The 15,952-nt window shown below is 46.3% G+C and carries 13 protein-coding genes; all 13 read right to left on the bottom strand.

Annotated features, from left to right (window positions below):
• Positions 1-18: 18 nt before the first annotated feature.
• The 13 genes from JNUCC21_RS08875 to JNUCC21_RS08815 all read right to left on the bottom strand — a co-directional run bounded on the left by JNUCC21_RS08875 (position 19) and on the right by JNUCC21_RS08815 (position 15,847).
• The gene (locus tag JNUCC21_RS08875; protein WP_072589102.1) at positions 19-1,269 is read right to left on the bottom strand and encodes a competence/damage-inducible protein A; all 1,251 of its coding nucleotides are present in this window, start codon (positions 1,267-1,269) and stop codon (positions 19-21) included.
• Positions 1,270-1,286: 17 nt separating this feature from the next.
• Positions 1,287-1,868 carry a CDP-diacylglycerol--glycerol-3-phosphate 3-phosphatidyltransferase gene (gene pgsA / locus JNUCC21_RS08870; RefSeq protein WP_007409821.1) on the bottom strand — a complete coding sequence of 194 codons (582 nt, stop codon included), beginning with the start codon at positions 1,866-1,868 and terminating at the stop codon, positions 1,287-1,289.
• Positions 1,869-1,940: 72 nt separating this feature from the next.
• Positions 1,941-2,840 carry a RodZ domain-containing protein gene (locus tag JNUCC21_RS08865; RefSeq protein WP_072589101.1) on the bottom strand — a complete coding sequence of 300 codons (900 nt, stop codon included), beginning with the start codon at positions 2,838-2,840 and terminating at the stop codon, positions 1,941-1,943.
• Positions 2,841-2,858: 18 nt separating this feature from the next.
• On the bottom strand, positions 2,859-3,650 hold the full coding sequence (locus tag JNUCC21_RS08860; protein ID WP_007409819.1) for a YmfK family protein: 792 nt from the start codon (positions 3,648-3,650) through the stop codon (positions 2,859-2,861).
• A gap of 127 nt (positions 3,651-3,777) precedes the next feature.
• Positions 3,778-4,035: a DUF3243 domain-containing protein gene (locus tag JNUCC21_RS08855; RefSeq protein ID WP_003154150.1), complete on the bottom strand. Its 258-nt coding sequence runs from the start codon at positions 4,033-4,035 to the stop codon at positions 3,778-3,780.
• Positions 4,036-4,110: 75 nt separating this feature from the next.
• On the bottom strand, positions 4,111-4,839 hold the full coding sequence (gene ymfI, locus JNUCC21_RS08850; protein WP_015239877.1) for an elongation factor P 5-aminopentanone reductase: 729 nt from the start codon (positions 4,837-4,839) through the stop codon (positions 4,111-4,113).
• Positions 4,840-4,898: 59 nt separating this feature from the next.
• Positions 4,899-6,185 carry an EF-P 5-aminopentanol modification-associated protein YfmH gene (gene yfmH, locus JNUCC21_RS08845; RefSeq protein WP_072589100.1) on the bottom strand — a complete coding sequence of 429 codons (1,287 nt, stop codon included), beginning with the start codon at positions 6,183-6,185 and terminating at the stop codon, positions 4,899-4,901.
• Positions 6,182-7,462: an EF-P 5-aminopentanol modification-associated protein YfmF gene (gene yfmF / locus JNUCC21_RS08840; RefSeq protein WP_015239875.1), complete on the bottom strand. Its 1,281-nt coding sequence runs from the start codon at positions 7,460-7,462 to the stop codon at positions 6,182-6,184. Before yfmF ends, yfmH begins: the two co-directional genes overlap by 4 nt.
• Before the next feature lie 150 nt (positions 7,463-7,612).
• Positions 7,613-10,732 carry an MMPL family transporter gene (locus tag JNUCC21_RS08835; protein WP_072589099.1) on the bottom strand — a complete coding sequence of 1,040 codons (3,120 nt, stop codon included), beginning with the start codon at positions 10,730-10,732 and terminating at the stop codon, positions 7,613-7,615.
• Positions 10,732-11,187, bottom strand: a complete 456-nt coding sequence (locus JNUCC21_RS08830; RefSeq protein WP_003154157.1) for a MarR family winged helix-turn-helix transcriptional regulator — start codon at positions 11,185-11,187, stop codon at positions 10,732-10,734. Before JNUCC21_RS08830 ends, JNUCC21_RS08835 begins: the two co-directional genes overlap by 1 nt.
• Positions 11,188-11,294: 107 nt before the next feature.
• Positions 11,295-12,605, bottom strand: coding sequence for an MFS transporter (locus tag JNUCC21_RS08825; RefSeq protein WP_205829149.1), 1,311 nt, complete (start codon positions 12,603-12,605; stop codon positions 11,295-11,297).
• 31 nt (positions 12,606-12,636) lie between these two features.
• Positions 12,637-13,362, bottom strand: coding sequence for a GntR family transcriptional regulator (locus tag JNUCC21_RS08820; protein WP_007409813.1), 726 nt, complete (start codon positions 13,360-13,362; stop codon positions 12,637-12,639).
• 124 nt (positions 13,363-13,486) lie between these two features.
• Positions 13,487-15,847, bottom strand: a complete 2,361-nt coding sequence (locus tag JNUCC21_RS08815) for a DNA translocase FtsK (RefSeq protein ID WP_025284740.1) — start codon at positions 15,845-15,847, stop codon at positions 13,487-13,489.
• Positions 15,848-15,952: the final 105 nt, after the last annotated feature.

Below are 15,952 nucleotides of genomic sequence, written 5' to 3'. Positions count from 1 at the left end.
AAACGCCTCTTTAAAACTTTATTTTTGATCCAGCATTTTCAAAATGAGATGGCAGCCGTATTTAGCGGCGCGCTTTCTGATTCCGGTTCTTGAGCCGGCAAAGTTAAATTCGTGCACCTCTTCTTTTCCTTCCGCCGCAATGCCGATAAAGACGCGGCCCGGCGCATGCCCTTCCTGCGGGTCGGGACCCGCCACCCCGGTAAAGCTGATGCCGATATCGCTTCCGGTCAGCTTTCTCACACCGGCTGCAAGCTCTTTCGCACACTCTTTGCTGACCGCTCCGCTTGCTGCGAGCGTCTCAGCTTTCACGCCGAGCACATGCTGTTTCACGCTGTCGGAATAACAGACAACACCCCCTGCAAATAGTTGAGACGCACCGCTTAAATCAGTCACCCACTCTGAAAACAGGCCGCCTGTAAAGCTTTCGGCAGAAGAAATCGTAATTCCGTTTTGTCTGCATGCTTTTGAAAGCTCCTTCACCAGAGACGTATCATCATATCCGTAGAAAAATTCACCGACACGTTCTAAAATGGCGGCTTCCGTTTCTTTTAAAAGCCGTTCTGTTTCTTTTTCGTCAGCATGTTTCGCCGTTAAACGCAGCGTGACCTCTCCGTCAGCAGCAAGCGGCGCAATCGTCGGGTTCGTCTGCGCATCAATGATATCTTCTAAATCAGCTTCAAGCTGGGATTCACCGATTCCGAAAAACCGCAGCACGGTTGAAACGATTTTCTCATTAGAACCGAGCTTTTTAAGAAGCAGCGGCTTCGCTTCATTTTCAAACATCGGACGCAGCTCGCTCGGCGGCCCGGGAAGCAGCATATAAAGCCTTGAGCCGTGCTCTGCAAGCATTCCCGGCGCCATGCCGAAATGATTCGCCAAAACGTCTGAGCCCTCAATGACGAGCGCCTGTTTGCGGTTATTCGGCGACATGGTCCGTTTTGTTTTCGCGAAATATTCTTCGATCGACCGGAACGCTTCGTCATTCAGAACGAGCGGGCGCCCCAGTGTGTTTGCAATGGTTTCTTTCGTCAAATCGTCCTTGGTCGGTCCGAGGCCGCCTGAAAAAATAATCAGGTCTGAGCGCTCTTCGGCAATGCGGATGACTTGCTTAAGCCGCTCCGGATTGTCACCGACAGCGGTATGATAAAACACGTTTACACCAATTTCCGCCAGCTCTTTACTGATAAACTGCGCGTTCGTATTGGCGATCTGGCCTAGCAGAAGCTCCGAGCCGACTGCAATGATTTCTGCTTTTTTTGCTATTTCCATCTTTAAGTCCTTCTTTCTTAGTTAGATGTTTTTAACGCATCCCAGTTCTTCGCAAAATAATCCCAGCCGGAAATGACTGTGAACAGCACGGCCACCCATAAAGCGATATCGCCGAACGGGAAAGAAACGAGCTCAAACGGAAGATTATGCAGCAAAAGCGCGGCAACAGCGATGATCTGAGCCCATGTTTTAATTTTCCCCAGCATATTGGCGGCTACAACTTCCCCCGTTCCCGCCAGCACAAGTCTTAATCCCGTTACGGCAAATTCGCGGCTGATGATGATGATGACCATCCACGCCGGCGCAAGGTCAAACTGCACAAGCGTAATTAATGCCGCGGACACCAGCAGTTTGTCAGCCAGCGGATCTAAAAATTTCCCGAAATTTGTCACGAGGTTCAGTTTTCTGGCGTAGTAGCCATCCACCCAGTCAGTCGTTGATGCGATAATGAACAAAACAGCTCCCGTAAGATGCGCGACCGGAATCGATTCATCCCCTATATGAACGCTGCCCCACTGAAAAGGAACAAGCATGATAATCATAAATACAGGAATTAAAGCGATTCTTGCCAGTGTGATTTTATTCGGTAAGTTAAACATAAAGCCCCTCCAATATATGTACTCGGACGTGAAGAAAAAGTCATCTTAATCGTTCAGATGACTTTTCCCCTTTTATTTTTTCATCTTGATTGTGATGGTCTGCGCCATCACATCATGCGGATTGAGCTCATAGGACAGAACCTCTCCGTTGATTTTAATTTTCAGGTTAGGGGCATAGCCCGTGCGGATTTCAATCTGCTTTTGATCCGTGACGTCTTTTTTAAAGGTTTCGCCTTTTTGCAGCGTTCCTTCTTTTAAAGAACCGCCGCTGTCATCACGGACGCGAATCCATGCGCTGTCAGAAGCAATCAGTTCAAGCTTATACTTATCTGCCCCGGAGACGTTGTATGAAGAAGCCGAGCCCTCCGTTCCGGCCGCTTTGATCTCCGTCTTTTCACTGCTTTCTTCTTTCTTTTTCTGCTCTGACGCTTTTGTGTCCTTTTTGTCTTTTTTGCTGTCAGATTGCGCTTCGTTATTTGTATTGCCGTCGTTTTTCAGCGCAGAATCCTTAGGAATCTCATACTTGCTCTCACTTTGGGTGACTGCCTTATCTCCGTCTGTCTGCCCGGATTTGCTCATTCCGAGCTGAATAATCGCATAAATGATCGCGATGACGATAATGACACCGATGACGACAAGGACGGTCGGAAGCCATTCCGCCGCCTTTGAAGCGGACTTAGGAAGCTCCCTTTGCATGGCGAGACCGGAGATTTTTTCCGACACATCGTCATGGTACGTGTTAGGGATGTCTTTTTTATATTCTTCAAATAACTGATCTGAATCAAGCCCGACAGCTTCAGCGTATTGCTTGATAAACGCCCGCACATAAAAATTGCCGGGAATGACGTCATAATTGCCTTCTTCCAGAGCGGTTAAGTATCTTTTCTGAATTTTCGTCGCCGCCTGGAGTTCATCCAATGACATCCCTTTTTCCTCTCTGGCTTCTTTAAGCCGGATTGCTAATTCTGTCACAACAAACACCTTCCAATATTAAAAATCAAAGCTTGAAAAACCGGTCTGATCAAATATTTGCGGTTCTTCTGCATGTTCATATGTAATAACTTCGTCAGGATCATTTCTGAGTTCGATAATATAATCGAAATCATCGAGCGTATACTCCGAATTTTGAACAAAAATATCGGGGTGCTCCACGACCTTTGTCGCCGGAAGCCGCATAATTTCACTGACGAGCTGAAGATGGCGCTCAGATCCCCGTCTTGTCGAAACGATGCCGTCGAGGATAAACACGTTTTCCGTGCTGTATTCATCGGCAACCAGCTGGCTCCGGATCGTTTGTTTTAGCAGCGTTGATGATACGAAAAGCCATCTTTTGCTGGCACAAACGCTTGACGCAACGATGGACTCCGTTTTTCCGACCCTCGGCATTCCCCGGATTCCGATCAGTTTGTGTCCTTCTTTTTTAAACAGCTCGGCCATAAAGTCAACCAGAAGACCGAGCTCGTCCCTTTCAAAACGGAAGGTTTTTTTGTCATCGGCATCACGCTGAATGTATCTTCCGTGGCGGACTGCGAGACGGTCGCGAAGCCTCGGTTCTCTCAGCTTCGTTACTTTAATGGTCTCCATTGTTTTTAAAATTGATTCCAATCGTTTAATTTGATCTATATGCCGGCATCTGAGCAGCATTCCCCTTCTGGAAAGGTCGACACCGTTAATTGTGACAATATTAATTGACAGCATCCCGAGAAGAGATGAAATATCCCCGAGCAGGCCGGGGCGGTTCACTTGAATTTCATATTCAAAATACCATTCGAGCTTTGCCAAATGATATACCCCCTCCATTGTGGCAAATTTTTACCTTCCTTTATCATAAAACATTTTTCTCTAATTAGAAAGAAGAATGTTGCTCTATAGAGGAAAACATAAAAAAAGAGAGGAGAAATCCCCCCTCTTAATGAGTGCTGTTATTTTCAACAAGCTTCACCATCATATTTGCGATGGCGCGCTGTTCATCTTCAGAAGCAACGCTCCAAAGATCAGCAAGCACTTTTTCCTGATGGTTTTTCGAGTCGACTTCGTTCGCAAGGTAACCGCCGATTTCTGTAGCGAGGTCAGTGATCGTTTCATCACTCATCCCTTTTTCCTGCGCATAGTTCAATCTGTCGCCAAGGAAATTCTTCCAATTATCCCAGTTTTCTAATACTGACATGTTGGGTTCCTCCATTTCATCTGTTGTTACAAAATTATTTTGTCCGTACAGATGCAAACTATACACACATTTTTTTCAGCAGTGCCAGCCGCCGTTTACGGATAATATATGCCCCGTAATATAGGAAGCCTTGTCCGATAATAAAAAGGCCGCCGCTTCGGCGATTTCCTCCGGCTTTGCCAGCCGGCCCGCGGGAATTTCCTCTGCCAACGCTTCTTTTTCATCAGACGTGAACTGATCAAGCATATTTGTATCAACGGCACCCGGCGAGACTGCATTCACGCGGACGCCGCTCGGAGCAAGCTCTTTGGCAAGCGCTTTGACGAACGAATGCTGCGCTCCCTTGACCATGCTGTATAATACCTCGCACGATGCGCCTGTTTCTCCCCAGACGGAACCGATCGCGACGATGCCCCCGCTTTTTTTCCGGATCATGCCGGGCATCAGATTACGCGCCAAAAGAAACGGACTCGTCACATGCAGCTGCACCATCTCCCGCGCCGTGTCATCCGTAACGTCCGTAATCAGGCCGAAATGACTTTTGCCGCTGTTTAATATCAGAGCATCCACAGGCTGCTTAACGGAACGGCTGAGTGTCTCCGCGCCATCCGGTGAGGACAGATCCGCCTGAATAACGGAGGCTTTTACGCCGAATGATGCGCTCAGCCTTTCCGCGAGCCTGTGTGCGGCTTCCTTATTAGAATGATAATGCAAAAGGACGTCATACCCGTTTTTTGCGAGGACTTCACTTATACTTTGTCCGATTCCGCCGCTTGCTCCGGTTACGAGCGCTGTCTGTTTCATCAATCAATACTCCTTCTTTCCCCAGAAAAACATCCCTCAGCGCGTGAGGGATGTTTTTGTTATGATTTTGGCACGACTTTGCAGACTGTCAGCCTGTCTTCTGATATTTCTTCTTTAATAACCCGCTTTACGTCTTCCAGCGTAATCTGCTCCAGTACGGTTACGACATCAAACAGACTCATATCTAAAAAGGCGTAGCGTGTGAATTGGTTGGCGATATATTCAGGCGAATTGAGCGCTTTTAAGAATGACCCGATCTTCTTTTTTCTCGCAAGATCAAGTTTTTCCGCAGTCACGGCTGATTCTGCATCAAGCAGCATGCGTTTTAATTCGTCAGCGAGCTTATCCGGCTCCGGTGTATCTCCTCCGACAGAGGCAAAACCGAATCCGTATTCAGCCGTGTAATCAAAGCTGAAGGTCTCATCAATGTAGCCTTTGTCGTACAAGTCACCGTAATGCGGTGAGCTTTTTCCGAAGAGACATTCAAGCAAGAGGTTCATGCTGAGCTCGTGCTTCAACAGCTCCTGCCCCGTTTTATAAGGGTCTTTCGCCTTTAAGCCGACAAGACATTTTGAGCCTTGCACGTTCATTTTTAATTCCTGCTCCCGGCGGAAAACCGCTTCCTGCTCCTGAACTTCTTCACGTTTGATTTCGGGCTGGTCTGTAAACGGCTTTTTCTCCTGGTTTTTCCGCACCTGGCTGATGACCGCTTCAGGATCTACGGGACCGACGATAAAGAGCAGCATATTGCTCGGGTGATAAAACGTTTCATAGCACTCATACAGCAGATCTTTCGTAATATGTGAGATGCTCTCCACCGTTCCGGCAATGTCAATTTTCACGGGGTGGTCTTTATACATATTTTCGATAAGGCCGAAAAACAGCCGCCAATCCGGATTATCATCATACATATTGATTTCCTGGCCGATGATGCCTTTTTCTTTTTCAACTGATTTTTCCGTGAAATACGGGTCCTGAACAAAATCTACGAGTGTTTCCAGGTTTTTCTCCACATTAGAAGTGCTGGAGAACAGATAAGCGGTTCGTGTAAATGATGTAAAGGCATTTGCCGACGCCCCCTGCTTACTGAAGTCCTGAAACACGTCGCCGTCCGCTTTTTCAAACAGTTTATGCTCCAGAAAATGCGCGATTCCGTCAGGGACGTGTACCATTTCTTCCTTATTTAAAGGAACGAATTGATTGTCAATGGAACCGTACTTTGTCGTAAACACGGCGTATGTTTTATTAAAGCCCTGTTTCGGCAGCACATAGACATCAAGGCCGTTTGCCATTTTTTCATGATACAGCGTTTCCTGAAGCTGTTCGAAGTTTATCGGTTTAGTCAAGATGCTCCCCCCGTCCCTTTTAAGAAATAAGTCGTATCCAGCTTAATGTTCTTTCCGACATTGATAATGTCCTCTTTTGTCACTTTCTCGATATTGTCAAGGAATCTTTCGATCGGTATCTCTACTTGGGCTGAGGCCTGCTGATACAGAAATTCCGCTAAGCCGTATGCCGTATCAATGGTTTCTAATACTTGATTTTTAATAACGGCTTTCGTTTGGGCGATATCATCTTCTGAAAAGTCACCGTTTTGCATAGCCTGAAACTGTTCTTCAATGATGGTGACGGCCTGCTTGTAATTTTTCACCTCAATGCCCGACATGACCATCAAAAGCCCTTTGAAGCTTTCCACCCTTGAGGCTGCATAATAGGCGAGGCTCGCTTTTTCACGGACATTTATAAACAGCTTTGAATGAGAGAAACCTCCGAACAGCCCGTTAAACACCTGCAATGCAGGATAATCCGGATCTGTATATGTCGTATTGGTCCGGAATCCGATATTCAGCTTGCCCTGCTTGACGTCCTCTTCATCAATGACTTCCTTCGGATCGGGCTGTTCATTCGCCGCGCTTCTTTCAAAAGGCTGTAGCTCCCGTTCTTCCGTTTTAAAATACGTATCAACGGCCGTTTTCACCTGATCTGTATCAACATCGCCGATGACGTACAGGTCCAGCTGATCTTCGCGTATGGCTTTTTGATAGGCTTCATACAAATCTTGCGGTGTAATGTGTTCAACATCATCGAACTCGCCGTTGACGTGAAGGGCATACGGTTCGCTTTTGCACATTTCCTGAACGAGACGCAGATTAGAATATCTCATCTTATCATCATATACGGCTTGAATCCGCTGTTTCAGCGTCCGTTTTTCCTGCGTGACATAAAGGGGCAGGAAGGCGCCGTTTTCCAAAGCGGGCGAAAAGACAAGCTCTGATAAAAGATGAAGGCCTTTTTCCAATAACGGTGTGCGGTCCTTCAGATACTTTTCATTAGGAATCTCAAGTCTGAACGTAATGACATGACGTTCTCCCTTTTTTGTCAGATCAGCTGAAACGGATGTGCCGTACAGCTCATCAAAATAAGACCGCAGATCAGCGGTTTTCGGGCGGCTTTCTGTTCCGCGCAGAAGCACATGCGGAAACAGCGCCCTTTTTGTTACGAGCTCTTTCGTTAAAGGAGCCAGCATTTTAAACGTCAGCGAAACGGTTTTAAATTTCTCGGTCTTTACGATGTGGGCGGTGATCCCGCCGTGCTTTGACTTCATTTCATTTACGTAAGTCATGTGAAACCTCCTTCGTTCATTCTTTCATAGTATGTATTATGACCAAATTTCAGCATTCGCAAAAAAGAGTGCGCAGATGTAATTATATCAACTGGAGGATTTATAAGGAAACAAAAAACCTCTGCCCGAAAACAGGCAGAGGCATTAACGTTATTTTTTCAAATTGAAAGGCCACCAGTTGGCGCTTCCGAATATTTTCACCATGACCGGTACAAAAAACGGAAGGACGACAATTGCGTACATGAGAAGGCCTGTTAATACCACGGTTGCAATCTGTAATAAGGAAAGAACGCCTGACGGCAGCATGGCCGCAAAGGTTCCCGCTAAAATAATGGCTGCAGAAATGATGACGGAACCCATATTTTTCATACTGCTGATCATTGCGGGTTCCGTTCCTTCTTTTTTAAGCTCATTAAAGCGGTCCATTAAAAAGATGGAATAATCCACGCCTAGAGCCATCAAAATGACAAAGCCGAAGAACGGCACGGCCCAGTTTACGCCCGGGTACCCGAAGAAGTGTGTAAAGATGTATTCCGTCACGCCGATGGATGCGAAATACGTCAGTACGAGCGACGCCACTAAATAAACAGGCATAATGAGGGAGCGCAGCATCACGATGAGAATCAGAAAAATTCCCGCCAGCATAAACATGGCCGTCCGTTTGAAGTCTGAATCCGATACTTCCTTCAGATCGGCATTCATGCTGGAGACTCCCGAAACGCCGAAGGAAGCATTCTTCAGATCCGTGTTCGGAATGGCCCTTTTTACGCTCGCTTTGATCGCTTGAATATCTTGAATGGCCGTATTTGAGTAAGGATTGTTATCAAGAACGACGGTCAATTCTGTCGTTTTTCTGTCATCTGACATGTACGTATTAAACACGCTTGTGAAATCACTGTTTGTCAACGCGTCTTTCGGCACAAACCAGCCTGTCATTTCTTTGTCTGACGACTTGTGAAGCTCACCCAGGTAATCATTCGCCCCCATCATGCCGCTTGATACTTTCTTAAGCCCTTTTACACTGTCGTTAAGGCCGGAAGAAAGTTCGCTGAGCCGGGAAGAAAAATCACCGAGACCGCTCTTCATTTTTTTCTGGCCCTCCGCGAGCTGTCCTGCCGCCGATTCAAGGCGCGGCATTTGTCCCGCGAGAGCCCCCTGTCCGTCTGACACTTGCTGCAGACCGTTTTCAATACTGGTCAGACCATTGATCATTGCGTTAATTTGAGTGTCAATCTTCTTCTGAGCGGCTGCCAGTCGGGCAAATTGTTTTTCCGCTTGCTGCAGATGAGCCTTTTGACTGTCGACCTGTTTAGAAAACGCTTCTGCATCCGCGTTTGCCTTGGAAACGGCTGACTGTACACCCGTAAAGGCTGATTTGATTTCTTGGTAAGAGGGATCGGTTTTGACTGACGGTATTGACGCTTCCAATTTTGCAAACGGCAGCCGGGCAAGCTGCTTGTTCAAATCGGCAAGCTGTCTGCTGGCTTCATCTTTCATCGGCAGGACGGTTTTTACCAATTTTAAAGCGTTTTGCGTTTCTGAAGCGAGACCGCTGTTTTGTTTGAGCTGTGAAGTCAGCATTTGTTTTTGCTCTTCAATCTGCTTTCTCATCTGGGCGACGCCGGCTTTATTCTCGTTCACGCCAGCCTGCAGTTTATTCAGGTTTTCTCCTATATCAGAAAGCCCGGATTTCAGAGACAATGTTCCGTCAATAAGCTGATTGACGCTATTCCCCGACTCTTCGATCTGCGGCTGTGAATCAGCTAACGACTTTGCGGCATGCCCTAATCCGTCCGTGATTTTTTCAAGTCCTGTATTGCCTTTATCAAGCCCTTCTTGAAGCTGCTTTGCCTGATTTGTGACAAATAATTGATTCAATCCGTTTCCAGCAGGGCGCGTGGCGCTTCTGACCGTTTTTACACCCTCTGTTTTTTCAAGTTCTCTGCTGATTTTTTCGATATCAATCAGGTGTTTTTCGGTATTTAATGTCTCATCATTTTTGATGACGACTGTGGCCGGAAGAAGTTCTCCCGGGCCGAAGGCGTCTGAAATCGTATGAAACGCGCGGACGGATTCATATTTATCCCCGATTTCGTCAAGACTGTTGTAAGACAGCGACCCTTTGTAAAGAAGGATAGGCGGGACGGTGAATACCGCAACGATTGCAAGACTGATGAGCGGCCTTTTAAATGAAAACCGCCCTGACGTTTCCCATGCTTTGCTTTGAGGATGGGAAATATCGCCCTTAACAGGCCAAAACAGGCTTTTTCCTAAAACAGCCATAAAAAACGGCACGATCGTCATGAGCGCAAGCAGCAGCACCGCGACACCGACCGCAACGGCTGCTGCCGACTGATACAGCTTAAATGTCGCAAATCCGATGCAGGCAAATCCGATCAGCACCGCACCGCCGCTGTACAAAACCGTCTTTCCGGCCGTTTTGTAGGTGACGACGATCGCTTCTCTTATGTCAGCGCCATGCGACAGTTCTTCTTTAAATCTGCTGAGAAGCAGAATGCAGTAGTCTGTGCCGATCCCGAACATAATCGCAACCATAAAAATCTGAGTAAAAGTTGAGAGCGGAAAATTCAGCTGATCGACTAAAAATGCGACAATCGACTGGCTGACTAAATAAGATATCAATACTGATAAAAGCGGCACGAACGGAGCGACCACTGACCGGAATACAAGGATCAGCACGATCAGGATAAAAGCGACCGTTATATATTCAGTCTTTTTCAAGCCGTCCTGTGAGCTTTTTAACACATCTTCGTCGATCAGCGATTGGCCTGTAATGCCGTATGATACGCCGTACGGTTTCAGCTCTTTATCAATTTTATTTTTTATTTCGATGATATCGTTTTTGGATGTATCAAGCTGCAGCTGAACGAGCATCGTTTGTCTGTCTTTTGACAGCAGCTGTTTTTTAATGTCGTCATTTTTCTCCCCGAAGTATGAGGTCACCGTTTTAATCTGAAGCGCTTTTTTATGTTCAGATAAAGTGCTGACGGCTTTTTCCAGACGATCTTTTTTGTCTGTCATTAAGCCTTTTTCGTGAAATACGATGACGGCAGAAGAAGACGGTGCATCGGAATCAGACATTTCATCAAGCAATTCATGGGCGTAAGAAGAGGAATATCCGTCCGGTACGGAAATCTGCCCTTTCTCCCGTGTCAATTCAGCCATATCAGGCGCTGTAAGCATAAATATCACCGTTGCGGCGACCCACACCGCGGCGATGATCCAGCGGGCTCGGATAATGTTTTTCATTATGTCTGCTGATCCTCCTCAGTCATCATCAATCGATATAATTTTTCATATGTATTCACGAACATCTCCGCCTCGTCTTCATCAAAATACATAATATATGATCGGACGAGTTCCTCAATCCGCCGCTCCACACGGTGAAATACTTCCGTCCCCTTTTCCGTGACATTTAAAAGTATGCTCCGGCGGTCGCTTTGGCTGCGTTCTCTATTGATGTAGCCTTTTTCATACAGGCGGTTCGTCATAGATGTAATGGCGCTTTTATTGACGTGGCACACCGCGGCCAGTTCAATTGATTTGCAATCGGGATTGAGCATAATATAGCGGAGGATGTAATATTGATCCAATGTCAGTTCTTTGTTCACTTTTTCAGCGATAATGCTGTCAATTTTTTTTAAGACGTGCAGGTATACATCGGAATAACGCTGAATCAGCTGCTTTACTTTTTCTTCATGCACCTTTTCCCCCTCCTTCCGATAGTTAATATGTTTAACTATTAAAAAGGATAACGACTTGACGGTATCATGTCAATCTTCAAAATAAAATAAAAAAAAGACAGTGCAGATTACACCGTCTTTAATGATTCCTTTTTTTCTTTTGCTTGTGATGAGATATTTAACAGCGCTAAAAATACAGACACAATGCCGCAAAAAGCGGATAAAATAAAAATCAGCCAGCCTGCATTTGACATCAGGGCAGCAAAGATCGGCGGTCCCGCCGCTACTCCGATAAACCGCATGCTGTTATAAAATGAGGTGATGGTTCCCGATTCCTCGTTGTCTACGCCTTCTGTGATGACAGCGTCTAAAGCCGGCAATGCCATTCCGATACCGATACCGCTGACACACAAAAAGATAAATAATAAATAAAAACTGTGATTCCACCATAGGCCGATAAACGACAGTGTCACGGCACTCATTCCGAAAACGATGCAAAACTTCATTTTGCCTTGGTCTTTTCCGATTTTCCTGCCTGATATATATGAACTGACGGATAGAAATAAAAGCGGGATTGCCAAAAGCGCTCCTTTAGCCACACCGTCAATGCCGTATTTCTTCTCCAGTGAGTCTGATAAATAAAAAAGAACCCCGAACAGCAAAAACATAATCACGCAGCCGATGATAAAAACCGTAAAGAGCCAGCGTCCGTCACGCTTAAATATGCGGCCGACATTTTTCACAAATTCGGAAATAGAAGGCGCTTCTTTTTGTTCCTCCGGCTTAGCCACCAAAAACAATACGAGAAAAAAACTGATGAGCGAAAAAAACGGAATGAACCAAAATGGCATAAACCAAAACCATGCAGCCAAGAGCGAACCGAGAATCGGGCTTATTACTTTCCCGGCAGTGTTAGACGTCTCAATATCGCCGAGCCCCGCGGTAATCCGCTCATCATCCCCTTTGAATAAATCACCGATAAACGGCATCACTACAGGAGCCGCCCCTGCCGAACCGATTCCCTGCAGCACCCGCCCCGCCAAGATAATGGGATAAGGATGCTTGAACGCGGTGGAAGCTATCGCGGCAAGCGCTCCGCCCGCACCGGCTATGAGAAGACAAGGCAGAAGAACCTTTTTTCTTCCGAATTTATCGGACAGATATCCGGCAATCGGAATACAAATAATCGCCACAATCGAATAGACCGTTATAATTAACGATACTTGAAAAGACGATATGGACAGCTTCTTTTCAATCATCGGAAGCACAGGAATCAGCATGGAATTCCCGAGTGTCATCACGAGCGGTACAGAAGCCAGAGCAATGATATTTTTCGTTCCATTTTTCTTCTTACTCAACTTATTCACCCATTCACTATACTTGGTTGTTTCCTGTTTTATTGTGCCTTGCAGAAAATAAAGTATGTACTGAAACGGCAAATAAAAAAAACAGACACATGACGCGTCTGTCTTAAAAACGTTTTCTTACAACATGAAAACTGAACTTATCAGCCCGGAAATAATTTAATGAATACAGTACAGGTTCATCATTCTGATTATAGTGGGTTTGCTTCAGCAATAAAAGCGCCGTCTCCGGCTCGCATTCCAAAACCGGTGAAATCGTATCGTGATATCCGATCGGTTCGATATCAGCAACGGCATAGCTGATCACAGACCCGGAGTTTTTTTCCAAAAGATCAAAAATAGACTCCTGTTCATGACAGAAAGAATTCGGCAGAATGTGCATCGGAATCGTATCTAAACAGTAAACGACCGGAGTGCCGCTTGCCGTTCTCACGCGTTCCAAATAAAAAAGCTCCTGCTCAGGCTCAAGCCGGAATCTAGCGATATCTTCATCAGACGGCGTGATGACCTGAGACGACAAAAAAATCGTACCCGGCACCATGTTCGCCTGCTGAATCGTTTTCGTCACGCTGTTGAGCTGTTCAATACCTGAAAGAAACAGCGGTTTTGTATGGACGAAAGTGCCCACACCGTGCCTTCTGATAATCACATGCTCCTCTTCAAGGATACGCAAAGCTTCACGCAGAGTTGCCCGGCTGACACCCATTGATTTTGAAAGCTCAAATTCAGAAGGAAGCTTTTCCTTTTCGGTGTAAATTCCGTTTTGTATATCCTCTTTGATTCGCTCAATCACTTTTAGATACAAGTGACGATTGTCAGCTTTTGTAGACATGTTTCCCCTCCGTAAACCACTTTCATAAATTATTGAACAATTGGGACAACTATATCATGTTTTAATAAAAAAATAAATAGGAATGATTTTGGTGATATCATTTTCAGTGAAAACTCTCTCCTTTTTAAGAAGAGAGCTCATCATATTGTTCCTTAGATAATAGTACTTCCCTCGGTTTGCTTCCTTCATACGGCCCGACGACGCCCCGTTCCTCCATTGCGTCAATCAGACGGGCAGCTCTCGTATATCCGATTCTGAACCGTCTTTGGAGCATGGAGACTGATGCCGTCTGCATGCCGATAATCAAATCGACCGCTTCGTCATAGAGATCATCCGTTACTTCACTGTGTGTTTCCGAAACTTCTTCCGGAATCATCTCTTCTTGGTACTGCGCTTTTTGCTGCGTAATGACATGATCGACGACATGCTCAACCTCTTCATCGGATAAGAATGCCCCTTGCACACGCACCGGCTTATTTGCGCCTACAGGCAGAAACAGCATGTCTCCGCGCCCCAGAAGCTTTTCAGCGCCGCCCATGTCTAAAATCGTCCGTGAATCGGTCTGAGATGAGACACTGAAGGCGATTCTTGACGGGATGTTGGCTTTAATAACACCGGTAATAACGTCGACTGAAGGCCGCTGTGTCGCGATAATCAAATGAATTCCCGCCGCCCGCGCCATCTGTGAAAGTCTCGTAATTGAATCTTCCACGTCGGAAGAAGCGACCATCATCAGATCGGCAAGCTCGTCAACGATGACGACGATGTACGGCAGCTCAGGCTGCTTGACTTCTTCTTCGGCATTTGACCGCTTAATATGATCGTTATAGCCTTCTATATTTCTCGTACCCGTATGGGAGAACAGCTCATAGCGGCGCTCCATCTCATTGACGACCTTTTTCAAAGCCTGCGAGGCCTTTTTCGGATCTGTCACGACCGGCGCAAGCAGATGAGGAATGCCGTTATACACATTCAGCTCAACCATTTTCGGGTCAATCATCATCATCTTCACTTCATGCGGTTTGGCCCTCATCAGAATGCTCGTAATAATACCGTTGACACAGACGCTTTTTCCGCTTCCCGTTGCCCCCGCTACGAGCAGATGGGGCATTTTGTTCAGTTCGGCAAGCACGGCTTCCCCGGAAATATTTCGTCCCAAGCCGATCAGAAGCTTCGCGTCCGGCTTGTCATTGAGCTTGGATTCAAGCACTTCTTTTAACGAAACCATCGCAACTTCAGCATTGGGCACCTCGATGCCGATTGCCGATTTACCCGGAATCGGCGCTTCGATCCGGATATCCTTCGCGGCAAGCGCGAGCGCGAGGTCATCGCTCAGATTCACGATTTTACTGACTTTGACCCCGACGTCCGGATACACCTCATATTTTGTGACCGCCGGACCGAGATGAACCTGCGTCACTTTCGCCTTTACGCCGAAGCTTTGAAAAGTCCGTTCGAGTTTTCTTGCATTCTCGTAAATGTTTTTCTTATCGGTCTGCTGGCCGGTATGTTTCGGGTCAGCCAGTATGTCCAATGAAGGCATTTGATAATCTTTATTTTCAAGCTCTGTAAACGTCATCGGCGGAGCCGCAGCCGTTTCGCCACTGTCTTGAGCGCCGCCGGAAGGCTCATCTTTTGCCGCTTGTGCAGCCTCCTGCGTTTTTTCCGGAATCAGCGGTTCGGAGGGCTCTTCCTGACGGTCTGAAAAGCTTGAAATAATCGGCTCTGAATGGATGATCGGCGAAATGATTTCCTCATCCTCTTCCTCCGGTTCAGGCTCTTCTTTTTTCTTTTGAACCCTTTTTTGTTTTTTGCCCGATTTTGTTTTTGTTTTCGGCGAAGACATATTCGTTCTGACCGTCTTCATATCCTCAAGAAATGCCTGCCATTGACCGCGGATAAACCGGCCGACGGGGCTCGTCCACTTTTTGAGCGTTTCCTGCAGTGAACGGCCCGTTACAAGAATCAGCCCCATTAAGATCAGCACGATCGCCATGATCTGTGAACCCGTTGATGCAAATAAAAAGTGGGAAGCTGCAAACAGTACCGCGCCGATCATGCCGCCGCCCAAATCAGGGGAAGCAGCCTGCTGTTTCATGTCAATCATAAACAGCTCCCACGTGTTGCCGATGACACTTGCCGACCGAATCGACCCGTGATGAGACAGATTTTTAAAGAGCTGCACGTGAGACAGCAGCAATATACTGGCGATAATACAGTACAACCCTGCCTTTCTTCTCGTTAAAAGGCTTGGACTCTTCTTTTTCCAAAACAGCGAAATTCCGAGAAGGAAGAGCGCAATTAAGCATAAAATAAACCACTCTCCGGCAAAAAAACGGAACAAGTACACAAATGTCTGTCCCACAACGCCGAGCTGCAAAACAGCAATAATTGAGATTGCAACACAGAGCAGTCCGCTTAGTTCGTATTTTAGATTGAGCTTACTCTCTTGTTTCTTTTTAGATTTCCGTTTTTTCTTTGCCACACTCATCACCTTACTGCGTTAAAAAATGTAAAATCATACATCATGAAGAAAAGCAGCCTTTTGCCGGCTGCATTTTTCTGTAGGATTCCCCTATTATAGCATATT

It is taken from the genome of Bacillus sp. JNUCC-21 (genome assembly GCF_041222765.1).
GTDB classification, from domain to species: domain Bacteria; phylum Bacillota; class Bacilli; order Bacillales; family Bacillaceae; genus Bacillus; species Bacillus velezensis.
This window is presented reverse-complemented; position numbering and strand designations above follow the sequence as displayed.

Excerpts from the sequence above, each read along its gene's own strand:
- pgsA (WP_007409821.1), bottom strand. The coding sequence starts at position 1,868 with ATGTTTAACTTACCGAATAAAATCACACTGGCAAGAATCGCTTTAATT.
- ymfI (WP_015239877.1), bottom strand. The coding sequence starts at position 4,839 with ATGAAACAGACAGCGCTCGTAACCGGAGCAAGCGGCGGAATCGGACAA.
- JNUCC21_RS08855 (WP_003154150.1), bottom strand. The coding sequence starts at position 4,035 with ATGTCAGTATTAGAAAACTGGGATAATTGGAAGAATTTCCTTGGCGAC.
- JNUCC21_RS08820 (WP_007409813.1), bottom strand. The coding sequence starts at position 13,362 with ATGTCTACAAAAGCTGACAATCGTCACTTGTATCTAAAAGTGATTGAG.
- yfmF (WP_015239875.1), bottom strand. The coding sequence starts at position 7,462 with ATGACTTACGTAAATGAAATGAAGTCAAAGCACGGCGGGATCACCGCC.
- JNUCC21_RS08835 (WP_072589099.1), bottom strand. The coding sequence starts at position 10,732 with ATGAAAAACATTATCCGAGCCCGCTGGATCATCGCCGCGGTGTGGGTC.
- JNUCC21_RS08875 (WP_072589102.1), bottom strand. The coding sequence starts at position 1,269 with ATGGAAATAGCAAAAAAAGCAGAAATCATTGCAGTCGGCTCGGAGCTT.